The sequence below is a fragment of the Parabacteroides caeci genome (genome assembly GCF_023656795.1).
Classification (GTDB): domain Bacteria; phylum Bacteroidota; class Bacteroidia; order Bacteroidales; family Tannerellaceae; genus Parabacteroides; species Parabacteroides segnis.
This window is the reverse complement of sequence record NZ_JAMOKT010000017.1, coordinates 1-18,388: the sequence shown is the minus strand read 5'-3', so window position 1 is coordinate 18,388 and position 18,388 is coordinate 1. Positions and strand designations below refer to the sequence as shown.

The window sequence follows — 18,388 nt, the reverse complement described above, 5'->3', positions numbered from 1 at the left end:
CATATGTTGAAACAACTAATATACGGAATACTCTTTTCACTTCTCCTGCTGACAGGAACCAACCCCTTGCATGCAGAAGAGACCCGGAAAGACACTCCCACCAAGGCAAAAGAATTAAGTGAAGCCGAACAACGGAAATTCGACTATTTCTTCTTCGAAGGGCTGAACCTGAAAACAGCCGGGAAGTTCGATGCCGCTTTCGACGCTTTCAACCATTGCATGGCCATCGACTCGACGGCATCTCCTGTACTGTACGAACTTTCATCGTTCTATGTGCAGATGAACCGGCCGGAAAAGGCGGTCGAGATGTTACAGCGCGCCGTAGCCAACAGCACGGACAACTTCACCTACCGGATGGCACTGGCTACTATCAGCCGCAACCTGGGCATGTACGGAGAAGCAGCCGAGGAATATGAGAAACTGGTAAAAGCCTTTCCCGGAAAACCGGAACTGAACTATTACCTGGCAGAAGCACTGACACAGGAAGGCGAAACCGGCAAGGCTATCGACGCCTACAACGCCCTCGAATCGTCCATCGGCATGAACGAGGCGCTCTCCATGCAGAAATACAAGCTCTACAACCAGCTGGAACAATCGGATGCCGCTTTCAACGAAATAGAAAAGCTGGCTATCAAATATCCGATGGAAGCCCGCTACCAAATCATCCTGGGTGACCTTCACCTGGAAAAGAACGACACGATAAAGGCTCGCGCCTACTACCAGAAAGCCCATGAGATCGACCCGGGTAACCCTTACTACATCGTCTCTATGGCCAACTACTACGAAGCGACCGGCAACAAGGATGCTGCCGAAACGCAGATACGCAATGCCCTGATCAATGAAAAACTGGACGTAGACACCAAAGTCGCCATCCTCTCCCGTTATATCCTGAAGTTGCAACAGACGAAGAAAGGGACGGACAGCGCCAACGCCTTATTCCAGACATTGCTTGAACAACATCCGGAAGACACCGACCTGAAACAGATGTACGGTAGCCTGCTGATCGCCCAGGGGAAAACAGACGAAGCCCGTTTCCAGTTCCAACTTATCACAGAGATGGAGCCCGAAAACGCCGCCGCCTGGCAACAACTGCTGAATATGTCGCTGAAAGCCGAAGATATTCCCGAAGTGATCCGTATCTGTACTAAATGCCAGGAACTATTCCCGGATGCACCCGAATATTATTTCTATCTGGGTATCGCTTATTATCAGCAGGAAAAATACCAGGAAGCCCTGAACACCTACTATGCAGGTATCAACATCATCCCGACGGATAATCCCCGGCTTAAATCCGATTTCTACGGACAGATCGGCGACATCTACTATCAGATGAAACAAATGGACCAGACATACAAGGCTTACGACGAAGCACTGAAATACAACGACAACAACATCGTTGTCCTCAACAACTACGCGTATTTCCTTTCGCTGGATAAAAAAGACCTGAAAAAGGCGGAACGCATGAGCGCCCAGTGCATCAAGCTCGAACCGGACAATGCGACCTATCTGGATACATACGCATGGATATTCTTCGTACAGGGCAACTACACCCTGGCCAAGATTTACATCGAAAGCGCCCTGGAGAAAGACACGACGAAAAGTTCGGAACTGGTAGACCATTACGGTGACATCCTGTATATGATAGGAGACAAGGACAAAGCCATAGAACAATGGAAAAAAGCCCGCGAAATGGGTAAAGAAAGCGAAATACTCGACCGCAAGATCATTGAAGGCAAATATATCGAAGAGGAGGAAGCAAAATGAGCAGGATAACAACTCTTGTCCCCGCGATCCCGCGTCAGGCACGGGAACGGGTAAGTTTAGCTTTTATCTTATTGATCATCCTGTTCTTGTCCGGCTGTAAAACATCAAAGAAAGTCGGGACGGTAGCCTCCGGCAGTGCCAAGGCACACGACGAGTTTTTTGAAGCCATGGAAGAACATTCTTTTCAGTTCAATACGATGACGGCACGCCTGAATGCAGAACTGAAAACGGCCAAGAACAACATGAGTTCGCGTGTCGACCTGAAGATGGTCAGGGACAGCGCCTTCCAGCTATCCGTACAGCCATTCCTGGGGATCGAAGTTTTCCGCGCCGAATTTACCGTCGACAGCATAAAGGTAGTAGACCGCATGAACAAACGGTATGTCGCCGAACGTTATGCCGACCTGAAAGGCCAGACACCGATCGAATTTAACTTTTATAACCTCCAGGCACTGTTCACCAACCATATCTTCCTGCCCGGCAAACAGGAGATAGACTCCAAACAGTACAAACGTTTCAAACTGAACCAGGAAGGCTCGACTGCCGAGATCAAGGTCAAAGACACGATGGGACTGCTTTACACCTTCTTTGCCGACGGCGAAGAGAAGTTGCTTTCCACCTACATCACCGACCCGTCCGAGCAATATGCCCTGCAATGGGACTATTCCGATTTCCGCGTGGCGGAAGGACAGCCTTTCCCGATGCTGATGGACGTACAGGTCCTGGCAAACGGTTCGTCGCAGGGAGGCATCGCTTTCCGTTTCTCCCGCATCCAGACAAATGTTCCGGTTAATCTGGACTTCTCCATTCCGGCTAAGTATAAACGTATTACCTTTGCACAAATCATAAAATCAATCAGTAACAGCCAGCAATAAAAATGAAGTACATTTGGTTTGTCATATTCATGTTATCTGCCCTGACCGCCTTCGGACAGAAGTCCGCCCGGGTGAGACAGCTTGAAGAACAGCGAAAGAAAGCGCTGGCCGAAGTCGAAATGACAAACCAGTTACTGCAAGAGACGACGCAAACAGCCCAGAACACCCTCAACCGGCTAAATCTGCTCTCACAACAGATCCTTTCCCGTAAAAAGGTGATCAGCCTGCTCAACCAGGAACTAGGCGAACTGGATAACCAGATAGCCGCTTCCCGCCGTGAGATCAGCAAGCTGGAAAAAGAACTAGGCAGTAAACGTGAGAACTACGGCAAGTCCGCACAAAGCCTGTACAAACGCCGCAGTTCGCAGGATAAACTGCTCTTTATCCTCTCCGCCGATAATTTCGCACAATCCATGCGCCGTATGCGTTACCTGCGTGAATATGCCGACTGGCAGAAGCACCAGGCCACCGAGATCATCGACAAACAAACCGAGATCACCCTCAAACAGAAAGAACTGGAAAAGACACGTTCCGAAAAGAACGCATTGCTGGGAACCCGCGAACAGGAGAGCCAAAAGCTCCAGACCGAGGAAAGCAGCCAGAAAGCCGAAGTACAGCAACTCAACAAAAAACAAAAGCAGCTGAAAGAAGAACTCCGGAAGAAGCAACAGCAAGCCAATGCCCTGAACCGTCAGATCGAAAAGCAGATTGCCGAAGAGATAGCCCGTGCCGAAGCCGAAGCTAAGGCCACCCGCGAACGTGAACGCCGTGCCCGCGAAAAGGCCAAAGCAGAAGGAAAAGAGCCGGTCAAAGAACCCGTACAGGAAGAACGCGTAGCCGATACCAAAGGCGGTTATGCCATGACACGCGCCGAAAAGAAACTGTCCGACGACTTCGCCGGCAACCGTGGCCGCCTGCCCTTCCCCGTAGCCGGACGTTATACGATCGTCGGAACCTTCGGCGAACAACAGCATCAGGAACTGAAATACGTACGCACCAACAACAGCGGTATCGACATTCAGACAAATCCCGGAGCCGAAGCCCGTGCCGTCTTCAATGGCGAGGTAACCCGTGTATTCGTAGTGCCCGGCTACAATAACTCCGTCATCATACGTCATGGTAATTACCTGACCGTCTACAGCAACCTGAGCCAGGTATATGTAAAGGCAGGCGATAAAGTCAGCACCCGTCAGACTATCGGAAAGATATTCACCGATACGGAGAGTGGCAATGCCACCATCCTTCATTTCCAGCTTTGGAAAGAAAAGACCAAGCTGAACCCGGCACCGTGGCTGGATTGATCCGTTAACATATTTTAGGCGCACCGACTAACCAACGGCAGCTAGCTAGTCTAACTCTCTCCAGATAGACAGCCTAACTGCCGTTGGTTAGTCGATCTAACTCCCTAAGGTTAGCCGATCTCATCCTCCTGGGCAAAGAGTAGCTCTGTATTTTCCTTTTTTCAATCCAATTAAGTACCTTTGCCTCCTACTTAAAAGTTTTATTATGTATTTGACACTCTTTCTTACTTTCCTGAAAATTGGTGTGGGGACGATAGGCGGTGGCTATGCAATGCTGCCATTGATACAACGGGAGGTAGTAGACCGCGGCTGGCTGTCGAAAGAAGATTTCATCGACCTTTTCTCCGTTGCCCAGTCGTTACCGGGTATCTTCGCTGTAAACATCTCCATCTTTGTCGGTTACAAGTTGAAAAAAAGTATGGGGAGTGTAGTTTGCGCACTCGGAACAATCCTACCGTCTTTCCTGATTATCCTGCTGATCGCCACGTTTTTCACCCGCGTGCAGGATAATGAATGGGTTGAAAAGATATTCAAAGGCTTACGTCCCGCCGTCGTGGCGCTGATCGCCGTGCCTTGTATCACTACGGCACGTTCCATCAAACTGAGTTATCTCACGATGCTTATCCCTGTTGCAGCCGCGTTGCTGATCTGGATAGGAGGCGTTTCGCCGGTATGGATCATCCTGGTTGCCATTGCAGGCGGGTTGGTATATGGTTTAAAGATAAAGAAGAATTGATATGATCTGGTTACAGTTACTTTACGTTTACCTGAAGATCGGGATCTTCGGTTTCGGTGGCGGATATGCCATGCTCTCACTGATACAGGCAGATGTAGTAGACCGCTATAAATGGATATCTCTGCAAGAGTTCACGGACATTGTCGCAATCTCTCAGATGACACCCGGTCCGATCGGGATCAATAGTGCGACTTATATCGGCTATACGGCCATACATAATGCCGGATATTCTCCTTTTATGGCAGTCCTCGGTTCCTGTCTGACCACATTTGCCGTATGTTTGCCGTCGTTCATACTGGTACTGGTCATCTCCTACTTTTTTGCCAAGTTCAAGAACAACAAATATGTCGTTGCCGCCTTTACGGGCTTACGTCCGGCCACAGTCGGACTGATCGCCGCCGCTGCACTCATGTTGATGAACAAAGAGAACTTCATCGACTACAAAAGTTTCCTGATCTTCGGTGCCGCCTTCATCCTTACCTGGAAGTTCAAGGTCCATCCGATACTGATGATTGCATTGGCTGGGGTTGCGGGGTTGATATTGTATTGGTAATTATAAATAGCTTTCAGATATCTCAGACCAGGGCAACCACACCCAAATAACTTGTTTCAGATCTTGTCAAATATGAGTGTTTGTTTATAGCAACTGGTTGTACCTGGCTCCCCTCTGGAGAGGGGGAAGGGGGTGTGTCATATCCCCGCCATACAACCATCCTAATCAGAGTCACTAGACTATTACAGGTTCATTTGCCGTCTGCTTCAGCTGACGGTTTACAAGTTGTTTCTCTCTTTTGGCTTCAGCCACATGTCTCTTAGATAGAAACCTGTAAGAAATGGGACTAAAGTCCAATGAGATAGACCCCTGACTAATCCGTCAGCTGAAGCAGACGGCAAATAAACCTGTAACAAGGCTTGTTTTATTGACTGGCTTTAACACACCCCCTACCCCCTCTCAAGAGGGGAGACAGGTACAACCAGTCACTTAAATAGATAGCTCAAATATTTCTACCTTGGAACATCCTTTTGGTACGGTTGCCCTGATTACAATTGTATATCACGAGTACTTTAGAACTTTTCTTCAGTGATCCGGTTTTGTTTCCTATTTCATACGAAAGCCCCGACAGGAAATTCTGCCGGGGCTTTGTTTTTGTCTGTTTTCACTCTTCACAGAGGTAGAACAGAAGAACTTTATTTCATTACTTTAGTATTAATATGACCACTTGTTCGCCTGTCGCAGGTTAATTAATTCCTTACGGAATCGCGCAGTCAACTCTAATTTATTGATTATAAATAATTTCTTATTTTACGATAGCTTTAACTGTTGTTTCTCCTTCAACAGCTACTACAACTATACCTGCAGGAGCTTTGATAACAGCGTCATCAGAAGTGATAACAGTATTAGCAATTGTCTGACCCAGCAGATTGTTGATAGCTACTCTCTTGCCTGCTGCACCAACAATTGTGATCTGACCTTCGCCAGCAACAACCTTCACAGCAGAAGCATTGATTTCATCGTTAGCTGTAACAGTACCTTCCTTGCCAACTTCGATTTCAATTTCACCTACATTATCACCAACGAACTGAGAAGTAGGAATGAATTCTTGTGCTAACAAAGTTTTACCATCAGCAAACAGACAAGGATGATAAGCTGTAACTGTTACATCATACAAGCTATTCGGCTTCATGTTCTTAACATTTACAGTTAAGTATTTGCCATCCTTCGTATAGTTAGCTTCGTTACCAGCATGAATTTTCACAGATTCTGCACCATCAACCAAGTTGAACTCTACGTTTTCAGGCCCTTCCCACCAATAAGAAGCATTACCGTTGCCATCAACTAAAGAAGTATTGATAGTTTCCCAGTCAGTGATGTTGAATTCACCCTGGTTTTCAGGCATACCGTTATAAGCCTTACGTGCTAAGTGAGCACCAGCTTCACCGAATGTGAAGACGTCGATCTGATTTTCACCTTCCATCAGATATACATTATAACGATACTGATCGCTAATTGTGATGTTTACAAGGTTACCTGCGTTTTCATCTGTACCCTTCTTATCACGGAATTCACTGATGATCACAGCACTGTTTGTCCAACCGCCTTGCAGATTGAATGTATTGATAGTTGTATTCTTGAAGTGACCATAATATACTTCTTCGTCACCAGCTTTATCTGTACGAACTACTTTCAGATAATAGTTAACAATCATTTTAGGATTGATTACTTTACCTGTACCGTTGAACAACTCTACAGACAAAATATCGCTATTCTGGTTAGAACCTTTACTCTTAGCCAATACTTCAGACATGAAGACATTCTTAGATGTATTCTTCGGAGCCAAGTGACCTACCTGTACTACATAATAGTCAGCACCCGGAATACCTTCCCATTTCAAGACAGCTGTTGCACCGTCGATATCACCGTGTACCATCGGTTGCAATACAGGAAGTTCATCTCCAACAGTCGGTTCTCCAGCAATTGCCAAATCATTCGTTAAGCAGTTAGCTTCTACGATCAATACATTTTCTTTTGCACATGCTGTAGCAGCAGTCGGAGCATAGTGAACAGTAGCAGTAGTAGTGAAAGAACCGTTCACATCAACCTTTACATTTGCCGGAGCTGTCAAAGTAAATGGGTTATCATAATTTACTGTACCCAAAGAAACCTTAATAGCTTCTGTTGCAGTCAGCGGGTTAAATTCTTTACCTTCGATAACAACCTTCACATCAGCTTTTGAATCTACATTAGCTGTGATATCTGTAGCAGGAGTAATTGTAATTTCCGGTTTGTAAATGAAACCATATACTTCACCTTCGTTTACATAATGCATATAATTAAACTGTTCTAACGGATTCAATTCACCGTCTGTCCAAGTCATTACATTTTCGTTAGACTTAACAGTGAACAAATCTTCAGCTCTATGCATAGCTCCGTTTTTAGTAGCTTGATTGAATGTTACAACCACTAAACCTAACACTTCACCATATTGGTTCGGAGTCAGTTTATCAACAGCTGCACCACCATTCAACATATCCTTGATTACATAAGTAAATGCATTCGGATATGCGCTTACATTCGCTTTACGAGTTACATTAACTACTTTTTCCAAGTTGTAACCAGCTACGTAGAATGAGTCTACTGCCAATGGGTTTACGTAATCACATTCATCCTGATATACCTTACCAAAATATTTCTGGAATTCAGGATATACTAAGTTCGGTAAATTTGTACCAAATGAAGGACGATAAGAATTGTGCATTTCGTCGATAAGGTTCAAGTTATTGATATTACTCCACAGATTAGCACGAGTATCACCATATAAACCTGCAACTACACCAACACCACATAACGGGCAATTGCTTTCAGACTCAACACCTACAGCCCAAACTTGCAATTCATATGTATCAGGATTCCATTCTTTTACATTTGCTTTTTCAGGATCCAAGAAGCCATCCTTATTCGGAACGAACTGTACGTAAATAGGAAGACCTTCTTCACGGAACTGCTTCATCTTAGCATCGTCCAATGTATTGATGCTGATTTCCAATGTATCCGTATTGTTATTTACCCAAGCACCATCTTCACTCAATTTGAAACGGAATTCCTGGTTATCTGTATCATTCTGGTTTGCATTTGCAATATTCTGTAAAGTTACACGAACTTTAGCGATACCGTCATTTCCTGTAGGTTTCAATTCGCTACCATGCAACACCAATTTCTTAACACGTGAAGCATAACGAGAGTTATCCAATGCATCTTTCTTATTATAAGGAGCGAAGAATACATTGTCGGCTGTATAACGACCTACTGTACCGTCAAAGTTTTCGCCTTCATAAGTCAACCACAATGCACCAACTCTAGCTGCAGCCAATGTCCAGCCGAATTTTCCATAAGCATCAAAACCTAACGGTTTGTAGTCTGCATTCACTGCGATTTTCCATGCTTCTTCACGAGTGATGTCGTTAGTCCATTCTCTCAACGCTAAAGTCAATTTAGAACCTTCTTCTATTACACCACATGAAGAATATTTAATACCGTCAGTTATTTTCACTTTACCATATGAAGTCCACTGATCAGAAGTCATCTTTTCATATGCCAAGAAATCCATCGGATATGTTTTCTGATCAGGAATATTCTTACCCACAACTTCTACTTCTTGTGTCTGGCAATTTTCATTAAAAAAGATATGATCTTTAGCGAAAGCTAATTCAGGAACAGAGTTTGCAGAAATTAATCCTGTTTCAGCAGACAAACGGATAGGATTCAATACATCTGTTTCTGGTAACTTAGCAGCATATTTTCCAGAGAAAGTAGCGATTGATTTCGGTTGGAAATCATATGTTACTTCATCTTCCAACTTAGCGTCAACTGATTCTTTTTCAAATTCAGCACGAACAACATCGTTGTTATTTGTTACGTTTGTCCATACAAAAGCATCTTCAGCAGTTGTTTTAGCAGGCAACTTAACATTTTCTGCGCTCAACGCCAAAGTACCAGATGTACAGCTCTTTAAACCTAAACCTGCTTCAAAAGATGTTACATCGGCAGTCAAAGCCAAAGTCGGTTCGTCGAAATTCATCTGGAAACCGCTAACAACCAATGCCGGAGCGAAATGGCTCTTAGAACCAGTTTCTTCTACATCCTTAATGGCAACAAAATCAGACCACAAGGTCACCTGGATCAACTTATTATCCAAAGAACCTTCAATAAACATTCTTGCATCAGTAATCGGATCTGTTACAACATCGAACAAATTGATTACTTTATCTTCTACATCAGCTGCACCTGTTTTAAAGATTGCACCGTCAGATTTAAATTCAGCATTAGCAGAAGCAGAACCATTTTTCAATATTTCACTTCTCTTTACTGGATTACCTTCCAAATCAAATACAGCAATTTTAATATGCCAATCAGCAGAAGAAGTTGCAGCCAAACCGAAGTTCTCAGCACTTAACTTAACTTTCAGTTCACGTACATTTGTCATATATTTAGTTGACAAATCGAACATCAACTCACCACTCTGACTGTCACCCAAGAAGATTCCTAAAGAGTCAGTACCACTTTGCCATACCGTAGTAGTGGTATAATTGTTTGTCGGCTTTTCGGTAATATTGGGATAATATACATTAGCTGTAGTAGCAGTTCCATTAAAAGCACGGAAATAAACACCATTACCCCAAACTTTCTTGCCATCTACATTTACAGCCTTACCAGGGAAACCCGGCAGTACGTCATTACCTTCAGCTTCATACAAAATAGGTTTTTGAGCAGCAGTCAAACCTGCGTATTTGGCAGCATCCCATGCAGGAGCATTTTCAACCTGTCCAAATACCGATGCTGAGCCCAAAACCAACATAGCGCTAAGAGTTAGCACTTTTGTTTTAGTAAAGTTTCGCATACGAAAAAATTTAAAATTAATACTATATTTATATGTCTCAAATTTGATTGATTCTATAACAATGACTAGAGAAAACGTTCCTTTTTTCTCGCCATTGTTTTTCGCTTCTTTTATCTTTGTGTTCAAAAGAGCGATTTTCGTACTCACTTTGCTATTCTGTTGATAAGAAAGGATATAGGAAAGAAAAAAATATTTTGAAAATGATTGGAGGATTAAAAGAATGTGGTACCTTTGCTGACGAGAAAAAAGGAACGTTTTTTTTAGTCATTCAATTTTCCACCTATACTTTATATTTCAAATCATATACAAATTTCATCTTTCAGGAATATCCTATCCGGTGCCTACCCGTCAAAAATGGCTGCCTACCCGTCAGAACCCCGATGCCTACTCGTTTTCAGGCCAGTTACTACCCATTGGGGGAAAAGGTGGTTTTGGGAAAGCGATTGTTAACTACAGTTAATTGCGTCAAAAGCCTCAAAAATTTCCTAGGGTATTATCGGCACGGAAATCTCCCTGCCTATGGTTGTTTTATGAAAATAACCAGCTCCTAATGAAACGATTAAGCCGTTTTTCTCAGCCGAAGTCAATAAACGGTCGACCGAAGATTTGCTTAGAAGGAGGACATGTCCCGCGTCACGAATCTCCGCACGCTTGAATTTTACCGGCATCTCGGCGAAGATTTTCTGCGAAATGAAAGGCATTTTATAACGCAACTCCTTTTTATTCCTCTTTAGGGAAGTGCTCACCACATAGGTGTGTTGCAAACAGATCGTACCGATATGGAAAGCCACTTCGAAATCATCGTCACGGATCACCCAATCTTTTTCCTCACTCAGTGTCTCCCCTTTGCGAATCGCCGTGAGCACCATCCCAATACGAAAGATAGCCAACCGGTAACGCAACACAGCGGAAGCCACATCTTCATGCCCGAACACACGTACATTATTATATTCTTGTTTGAAATAACGGTTCAGCCGTTTACGCTGCGTATCACTGAAATGCACCCAGGTAGGATGTTTGTCCAGGTGTACGCCGATATCCAGCACCCGCTCCGCCAGGCTATCGAAATAATGGGCCGCCGCCGGAGTGTCATCTTCCGAAGTAAGCGGACGGTATTCACCATGCCCGGCAATCTTATAGACCATCAAACGGCTGAACAAACCACTTTCCGCCGAAGGGACCAGGCGACGGAACATCTCCGGCGTACCCGTCAGCAACATACTCAGCAACGGATAAGAAGCCAGCAGGGAACCGTTCGTCTTGGTGGAATTGCCGATCCGTTCGTGATGAGCCGCCTGGTTCAGCAGATAACCATAGTTGCCATAATCCTGAAACAGTGTGTTGGTCACCGCCTCCATCTCGGTTTCAAACAGGCAGGAAGCATAATGGCTGTTCGTTTCCAGTTGCTCGATCATCCGCGCCAACGAGGTATAACCGGAGATATTCAGATTCATCTGTTTTACCGGTTCCGGATTTTCGGGAGCCAGTCCGGTTGGTTTCTTTCCTCCCGAACGCAGCAGTAATTTCTGATACAATTCATACTCTTCCTTTTTCTTCAGATATTCTTTCACCTCGCAACGTGAATTGTCGTACACATAGCGTTGCCACGAAGCGATCAGCTTAAAAAGGGAGGCGACACAACCCTTCCCGCTTCCGGATTCGCCGATCACTACTCCGTAAAAAGGTGCCTGATACTCTTTCCTCGCAAAGGAACCCTGCACATGGGGCGTTACGCTGCTCAACATGGCCAGCGACGACAACAAAAGGACGCTCCGCTCGGTATCATCGCGGGCATACGCCAGAATGTCTCGGATAAGGGATGGCAACGACTGGAAAAACTCTTCCCGAAAAGGAGGAAGAAGGGTTTCATCCGGTTCTATATCAACGCCTTCCTCTTCAAATTCGTCCGCTTCTTCGCTATCGGGACGATCAGGTAAACTTTTGAGGCTTTTGAGTTTTTGATGCGGTTTCCGGTGCTCGGGAGGGCAATAAGGGTTGCTTCCGTGGGACGAACGATAACGGGTATAGATATCCGAAACGATACCGGCAATCTCTTTTTCCGTAAAACCCGGTTCGGCGTAGCGGCTCAGGCATTCTCTTTTCACTTCGGTCTCTTCGAATCCGGCAGCGTTCAAGGCCCCCGAAAGTTTCATGACAAACGTATGGCGATTGCCGGAAGAAAAAGAATTGTCGGTCTCAAACTTATTCATGTAATTACCCAGCGCTCCGTCGGAAGACGGGATGGCTGAAGCCGGAGCATGTTTCTGTGGTGCCGGCGGAGCTTCCACCTTGACAGGAACGACTTCGGACTTTTCCTTATAAAAAGCAGTAGGGTCATAGCTGACAAAGCATCCCCTGTTAGGATCTTTCCCGCAGTAATCGATCACGATACCGGGCAGGTCGTTTTCCAACTTGCGGCAGACGGTTTCGAAAGCCGGCAGATGAAGGTCGAGGTCGCTGTCCACCAGTATGAAAAGTTTATCGCCTTTGCCCGAAGCACTGATATGCCCGGCTTTGACATAAGGCAACCCCTCTGCCCGGCGGAGAACATCTTCCGCCGAAGTCGGCACACCGTCGATATCGACAATGATGCAACGGCTGTAACGCACCAGGTGTTCGCGTTTTCGTCCCCCTTTCATGATTCCTCCGGCAACAAGCAGCGGAAGTTTCTTTTTACGCTTATCCCCTTCTTCCGTATGTCCGGCAAGATATTCGGCACGGAGGCGGGTGATAGCGGAGGCATACTTTTTACTTCTGATCTGGTCGATGTACTGGTCTAAAGTTATTGTTTGCAGATCGTTGACGTTGAACGCAGAAGCAAAGAAAGTACATTCAACGGTTTGGTTTAATTCCATGTTCATGGTACTAAGTGTTTAGGGCGGACAGGATGCCGCGATGATTATTGGCAACAGATCGTAAAAGGTCTGTGCATTAAGGTTCTCCCAGATGGTCGATCAATACCGCCACCTGCTTAGGTGTGTAAAGTTTCTGGAATTTCACCCATCCGGCAGCTTCCAGTTTCGCTTTCAGCCCGCGCGAAGTGCGTATCCATTCCCACATACGTTGATAGGCAACCATCGGTGTACGACCCGGGAAATACAATTGGGCGAATTCGGTCACTCCATACGCTCTTTTGTAATTTGTTTTTTCGTATTTCATTTCTTCCATAAGTCTTAAATTTTAAGCGTTATTCAATGGTATAAATATAGTGAATAATACAATAAGATGCAAGAAAAAAGAGATATTTATCGCCACCGATTAAACCTTTTTTTATTCCGTTTGTCTATATCTCGATTGAGTTGTGTATATTTACATGCCTATTGATAAGTTTTAAAGTAGATACCATTGAAAATATGACGAAGAGAGTGAAGTGGGGCGTTACCGCCGCAATCTTCCTGATGATTGCAGGAATGATTATTTATCCACAGATAAAGAACCAGTTGACAGCATCAGGCAAGGATTCCGTTGTAGCTCCCGCACCGGGAGCAGGCGCACGGAAGCAAGTGCTGAACATTAACGCCGAAGTGTTGAAATTCCAATCGCTGACCGACAAAGTAATCAGTACAGGCAGTATCATTCCCGACGAAGAAGTAGACTTATCCTTCGAATCGTCCGGGAAAGTGGTGAATATCTATTTCAGTGAAGGAACGCATGTGAAAGCCGGCGACCTGCTGGCCAAGATCAACGATAAACCTTTACAGGCACAGCTCAGGAAGCTGGAAGCCCAGATCCCGTTGGCAAAAGACAGGGTATACCGCCAGCGCACCTTGCTGGAAAAAGATGCGGTCAGCCAGGAGGCCTACGAACAGGTAACGACTGAGTATGAAAAGCTGATGGCCGACATCGACCTGGTAAAAGCCAATATCCTGCAAACCGAACTGCGCGCTCCCTTCGACGGGATCATCGGTCTGCGCTCGGTCAGCGAAGGGGCCTATGTCTCTCCGACAACCGTCATTACCAAGCTGACTAAAATATCTCCGTTAAAAATCGAATTTTCCATTCCCGAAAGATATGCAAACGATGTGAAGAACGGAACGATGATCGTCTTCCGCCTGGAAGATTCGAACGGTATCATGCGCGATTATAATGCGAAAGTATATGCCGTCGAAAGTAAAATGGATATGACGACCCGTACCCTGAAGGTGCGTGCCACGTATCCCAATACGAATGAAAGCATTTTCCCCGGCCGTTACACTTCCGTAGAGATCACCAAGCGTGAGATCAAGGATGCGCTGGCTATCCCGAGCGAAGCGCTGATTCCGGAAATGGGCAAGAACGTTGTTTACCTGTATAAAAACGGAGTAGCTGAACCCGCTGAAATAGAGATCGGCCTGCGTACGGAAAGCCATGTACAGGTACTTAATGGCGTACAACCCGGTGATACACTAATCACTACCGGTGTGATGCAGCTGCGTACCGGCATGCAAGTAACAATTGATAATCTGTATTAAATTCCCCTATGGCAAATATATCGGAAACCAGTATAAACAGGCCGGTACTTTCGACGGTAATGATGCTTGTCATCCTGCTGTTCGGTATGATCGGCTACAAGTTCCTGGGGGTTCGCGAGTTCCCCAGTGTGGACCAGCCTATTATCTCGGTCAACGTATCCTATCCGGGAGCGAATGCCGAGGTTATCATGAACCAGATCACGGAGCCGTTGGAGCAGAATATCAACGGTATACCGGGTATCCGTTCGTTGAGCAGTGTCAGTAGCCAGGGCAGCAGCCGTATCACCGTCGAATTCGAACTGTCGGTGGATATGGAAACGGCTGCCAACGACGTGCGCGACAAGGTGTCGCGTGCACAACGCTATCTGCCGCGCGACTGCGACCCTCCCACCGTATCGAAGGCCGACGCCGATGCTACCCCTATCATGCAGATCGGCGTACAGAGCAACAGGCGTTCGCTGATGGAACTGAGTGAAATCGCCGAACTGACGGTGAAAGAACGTTTACAGACGATCTCCAATGTGAGCGGTGTGGATATCTGGGGACAAAAACGTTACTCCATGCGCCTGTGGCTCGACCCGATCAAGATGGCGGGTTACGGGGTTACTCCTTTGGACGTGAAAAACGCGGTTGATGCGGAAAACGTGGAGTTGCCTTCCGGCAGTATCGAGGGGAATACGATCGACCTGTCTATCCGTACACTGGGACTGATGCATACGGCAAAAGAGTTTGACGACCTGATTGTCAAAGAAGACGGAAACAATATCGTCCGCTTTAAAGATGTCGGGCGGGCGGAACTGGCCCCGGAAGACTTGCGCAGTATCCTGCGTAAAAACGGTGAGCCGATGGTTATCTGCGTAATCGTTCCCCAGCCGGGAGCGAATCATATCGAGATTGCCGACGAGGCCTACAACCGTATCGAACAGTTAAAGAAAGACCTTCCCGAAGATGTGTCGATAGAAATGATCTACGACAATACTCGTTTTATCCGTGCCTCCATCTACGAGGTGGAAGAGACGATTTATGTGGCGCTGGCGCTGGTTGTGTTGATCATCTTCCTGTTCCTGCGCGACTGGCGTGTTACGCTGGTGCCTTGCGTGGTGATCCCGGTATCCTTGGTCGGCGCCTTCTTCGTGATGTATATCTCCGGTTTCTCCATCAACGTATTGACCATGTTGGCAGTCGTGCTCTCGGTCGGCCTGGTGGTAGACGACGCTATCGTGGTGGCCGAAAATATATATGTCCGCATCGAACAAGGGATGAATCCGAAAGAGGCGGGTATCGAAGGTTCGAAGGAAATCTTTTTTGCGGTAATCTCAACGACCGTTACGCTGGTATCCGTATTCCTTCCGATCGTATTTATGGAGGGGATGACCGGACGGTTGTTCAAGGAGTTCAGTATTGTGATCGCCGGTTCTGTGACGATCTCTTCGTTTGTCGCCCTGACCTTCACGCCGATGCTTGCCACCAAATTACTGCGCAAGCGGGAAAAGAAGAACTGGCTGTATGTAAAGACCGAACCTTTCTTTGAAGGATTGAATACTATTTACTCCCGGTCGCTCAATTATTTCCTGAGCCATAAATGGTGGGCTATTCCGATCGTGGTTGTCATGTTCGGTTCGATCGGATATTTCTGGAAAACGATCCGTTCCGAATTGTCACCGCTGGAAGACCGCTCTTCCATCTCCATCAATATGCGTGCCCAGGAGGGTGCCACCTTCGAATTCATCCGCGATTATTCCGACCGGATAGCCGAACTGGCCGATTCCATTGCCCCCGAACGCAAATTCCTGACGAACCGTGCTTCCAGCAGCAATGCCAACATCAGTGTGATTCTGCCGGACATAAAAGAACGCGAACGCTCACAGATGGAAATAGCCGAAAAACTATCGGCTGCCATGAGAAAAGAGACTCAGGCACGTGCATTCGTTCAGCAGCAGTCCACCTTCGGGGGACGCCGCGGAGGTATGCCGGTACAGTATGTACTACAAGCTCCCAGCCTGGAAAAACTGGCGGAACACTTGCCTACCTTCATGCAAAAGGTCAACGAAAGCCCTATATTCCAGATGGCGGACGTGAACCTGAAATTCACCAAGCCGGAAACGCGCATCGAGATCGACCGCGACAAGGCTTCTTCGCTGGGCGTCAGTACCCGCAACATCGCCCAAACATTGCAATATGCACTGAGCGGGCAGCGTATGGGGTATTTCTATATGAACGGTAAACAATATCAGATATTAGGCGAAATCAACCGCCAGCAGCGTAACACGCCGCTCGACCTGAAGTCGATTTACGTACGCAGCGACAACGGTTCGATGATCCAGCTGGACAATATGGTGTCATTGCTTGAAGACGTGGCACCGCCCCAGCTATACCGTTATAATCGTTTCGTTTCGGCGACGGTATCCAGCGGACTGAACAAAGGCTATACCATCGGCGACGGCCTGGACGAAATGGACCGTATTGCGGCTGAGACGCTCGACGGCAGTTTCCGTACCGCCCTTTCCGGCGAATCGAAGGAATTCCGTGAGAGTTCTTCCAGTCTGATGTTCGCCATGATCCTGGCGCTGCTGATGATCTATCTGGTACTCGCCGCCCAGTTCGAGAGTTTCAAAGACCCGCTGGTGGTGATGTTCACCGTGCCGCTGGCTATTGCAGGGGCCTTGATGTTTATGAGTTATTCGGGTATCACGATGAATATATTCAGCCAGATCGGTATCATCATGCTGATCGGTCTGGTGGCGAAGAACGGTATCCTGATCGTGGAGTTTGCCAACCAGCGCCAGGAGGCGGGGTTGAGTATGGCCGAAGCGATCCGTTCGGCATCCACACAACGTCTGCGTCCGATCCTGATGACCAGTGTGTCTACGATCCTCGGATTGGTTCCACTGGTATATGCCAGTGGCGAAGGGGCACAGGGACGTATTGCGATGGGTGTTGCCGTTGTCGGCGGTATGTTGGTTTCGACCTTCCTGACCTTGTTCATCGTCCCCGCCATGTATAGTTTTATATCAACAGACAGAGCAAAAAAGATATGAGAAGAATCCTAATAACGATACTGGCTGTTTCTACGGCTTTAGGTGCAAAAGCGCAGGAGGTGTACAGCCTGAAACAATGTATCGAAACCGGATTGGAACGGAACTATTCCATCCGCATCATACGTAACGAGCAACTGATCAGTGATAATAATGCCACACAAGGTAACGCCGGTTATCTGCCTACAATAGATTTAAGCGGCGGATTCAGTGGTACGGTCAACAATAACCGTAACAAACTATCTGACGGTACGACCGAAAAAGAAAACGGAGTGAACAGTGAAACGGGGAATATCGGATTGAACGTAAACTGGACGGTATTCGACGGTTTCGGCATCCAGACCGAATACGCCCGCCTGAAAGAACTGAAAAAAATGGGTGAACTGGATACCCGCCTGACGATAGAAGATTTTGTCGCTACGCTTTCCGGCGAATATTATAATATGATCCGCCAGCATATCCGTTTACGTAACTTGCGTTCATCCCTCGACCTTTCCCGCGAGCGTGTCCGTATTGCGGAAGAACGCTATCATATCGGTTCCGGTTCGCGAATGGACCTGCAACAGGCGCAGGTGGACTTCAACGCCGACAGTTCAAACGCAATGTCATCAATTTAAGAAAAAATACCCTTAAAACGAAAAAAGCCATTGGAAATATCAAAGAAAGAATTACTTTAAAGTTACCACACAACAAGTAATCCATGATCTATGATACAACCAATGGCAGATTCAAATATAAAAATAATAAGTGAGTTAAAGAATTTTTTGGAAGAAACATCACAAATGCAGTCAAAAAGAAATATATATAGTTTGAATCCAAAGGATTTCACT

General features: G+C 46.3%; 10 protein-coding genes and 1 pseudogene. 8 read left to right on the top strand and 3 right to left on the bottom strand.

The window, feature by feature from the left end; all coding sequences use genetic code 11:
• The first annotated feature begins 3 nt into the window (after nucleotides 1–3).
• The 5 genes from NBH15_RS10630 to NBH15_RS10610 all read left to right on the top strand — a co-directional run bounded on the left by NBH15_RS10630 (nucleotide 4) and on the right by NBH15_RS10610 (nucleotide 5,229).
• Nucleotides 4–1,764 (top strand): tetratricopeptide repeat protein, encoded by a 1,761-nt coding sequence (locus NBH15_RS10630; protein ID WP_244050554.1) that lies wholly within the window; start codon nucleotides 4–6, stop codon nucleotides 1,762–1,764.
• Complete coding sequence (gene lolB1, locus NBH15_RS10625; RefSeq protein ID WP_128132843.1) at nucleotides 1,761–2,639, top strand: lipoprotein insertase outer membrane protein LolB1; 879 nt, start codon at nucleotides 1,761–1,763, stop codon at nucleotides 2,637–2,639. Before NBH15_RS10630 ends, lolB1 begins: the two co-directional genes overlap by 4 nt.
• 2 nt (nucleotides 2,640–2,641) lie before the next feature.
• Nucleotides 2,642–3,940: a murein hydrolase activator EnvC family protein gene (locus NBH15_RS10620; protein ID WP_244050553.1), complete on the top strand. Its 1,299-nt coding sequence runs from the start codon at nucleotides 2,642–2,644 to the stop codon at nucleotides 3,938–3,940.
• 205 nt (nucleotides 3,941–4,145) lie between these two features.
• The gene (locus NBH15_RS10615) at nucleotides 4,146–4,676 is read left to right on the top strand and encodes a chromate transporter (RefSeq protein ID WP_122326983.1); all 531 of its coding nucleotides are present in this window, start codon (nucleotides 4,146–4,148) and stop codon (nucleotides 4,674–4,676) included.
• Between the two features lies 1 nt (nucleotide 4,677).
• A complete protein-coding gene (locus NBH15_RS10610) occupies nucleotides 4,678–5,229 on the top strand; it encodes a chromate transporter (protein WP_009860140.1) in 552 nt (183 codons plus the stop codon).
• 745 nt (nucleotides 5,230–5,974) lie between these two features.
• Here NBH15_RS10610 and NBH15_RS10605 read toward each other — a convergent pair.
• The 3 genes from NBH15_RS10605 to NBH15_RS10595 form a co-directional block, all read right to left on the bottom strand.
• On the bottom strand, nucleotides 5,975–10,072 hold the full coding sequence (locus tag NBH15_RS10605; protein WP_250822674.1) for a DUF6383 domain-containing protein: 4,098 nt from the start codon (nucleotides 10,070–10,072) through the stop codon (nucleotides 5,975–5,977).
• Nucleotides 10,073–10,557: 485 nt separating this feature from the next.
• Nucleotides 10,558–12,933: a DUF3987 domain-containing protein gene (locus NBH15_RS10600; protein ID WP_128132846.1), complete on the bottom strand. Its 2,376-nt coding sequence runs from the start codon at nucleotides 12,931–12,933 to the stop codon at nucleotides 10,558–10,560.
• Between the two features lie 70 nt (nucleotides 12,934–13,003).
• Entirely contained in the window at nucleotides 13,004–13,240 is a 237-nt protein-coding gene (locus tag NBH15_RS10595) for a DUF4248 domain-containing protein (protein WP_122326986.1), read from the bottom strand.
• Nucleotides 13,241–13,425: 185 nt separating this feature from the next.
• On the opposite strand from NBH15_RS10595, the gene NBH15_RS10590 reads away from it, so the two are divergent.
• The 3 genes and pseudogenes from NBH15_RS10590 to NBH15_RS10580 all read left to right on the top strand — a co-directional run.
• On the top strand, nucleotides 13,426–14,523 hold the full coding sequence (locus NBH15_RS10590; RefSeq protein WP_250822630.1) for an efflux RND transporter periplasmic adaptor subunit: 1,098 nt from the start codon (nucleotides 13,426–13,428) through the stop codon (nucleotides 14,521–14,523).
• Between the two features lie 8 nt (nucleotides 14,524–14,531).
• Nucleotides 14,532–17,561, top strand: coding sequence for an efflux RND transporter permease subunit (locus tag NBH15_RS10585; protein WP_244050551.1), 3,030 nt, complete (start codon nucleotides 14,532–14,534; stop codon nucleotides 17,559–17,561).
• Nucleotides 17,558–18,172: pseudogene (locus NBH15_RS10580) on the top strand (TolC family protein); the annotation flags it as partial. The gene NBH15_RS10585 and the pseudogene NBH15_RS10580, both read left to right, overlap by 4 nt.
• Nucleotides 18,173–18,388 lie beyond the last annotated feature (216 nt).

What these genes read in the sequence shown, in the direction of transcription:
- NBH15_RS10630 (WP_244050554.1), top strand. Translation starts at nt 4, where the DNA reads ATGTTGAAACAACTAATATACGGAATACTCTTTTCACTTCTCCTGCTG.
- lolB1 (WP_128132843.1), top strand. Translation starts at nt 1,761, where the DNA reads ATGAGCAGGATAACAACTCTTGTCCCCGCGATCCCGCGTCAGGCACGG.
- NBH15_RS10620 (WP_244050553.1), top strand. Translation starts at nt 2,642, where the DNA reads ATGAAGTACATTTGGTTTGTCATATTCATGTTATCTGCCCTGACCGCC.
- NBH15_RS10615 (WP_122326983.1), top strand. Translation starts at nt 4,146, where the DNA reads ATGTATTTGACACTCTTTCTTACTTTCCTGAAAATTGGTGTGGGGACG.
- NBH15_RS10610 (WP_009860140.1), top strand. Translation starts at nt 4,678, where the DNA reads ATGATCTGGTTACAGTTACTTTACGTTTACCTGAAGATCGGGATCTTC.
- NBH15_RS10605 (WP_250822674.1), bottom strand. Translation starts at nt 10,072, where the DNA reads ATGCGAAACTTTACTAAAACAAAAGTGCTAACTCTTAGCGCTATGTTG.
- NBH15_RS10600 (WP_128132846.1), bottom strand. Translation starts at nt 12,933, where the DNA reads ATGAACATGGAATTAAACCAAACCGTTGAATGTACTTTCTTTGCTTCT.
- NBH15_RS10595 (WP_122326986.1), bottom strand. Translation starts at nt 13,240, where the DNA reads ATGGAAGAAATGAAATACGAAAAAACAAATTACAAAAGAGCGTATGGA.
- NBH15_RS10590 (WP_250822630.1), top strand. Translation starts at nt 13,426, where the DNA reads ATGACGAAGAGAGTGAAGTGGGGCGTTACCGCCGCAATCTTCCTGATG.
- NBH15_RS10585 (WP_244050551.1), top strand. Translation starts at nt 14,532, where the DNA reads ATGGCAAATATATCGGAAACCAGTATAAACAGGCCGGTACTTTCGACG.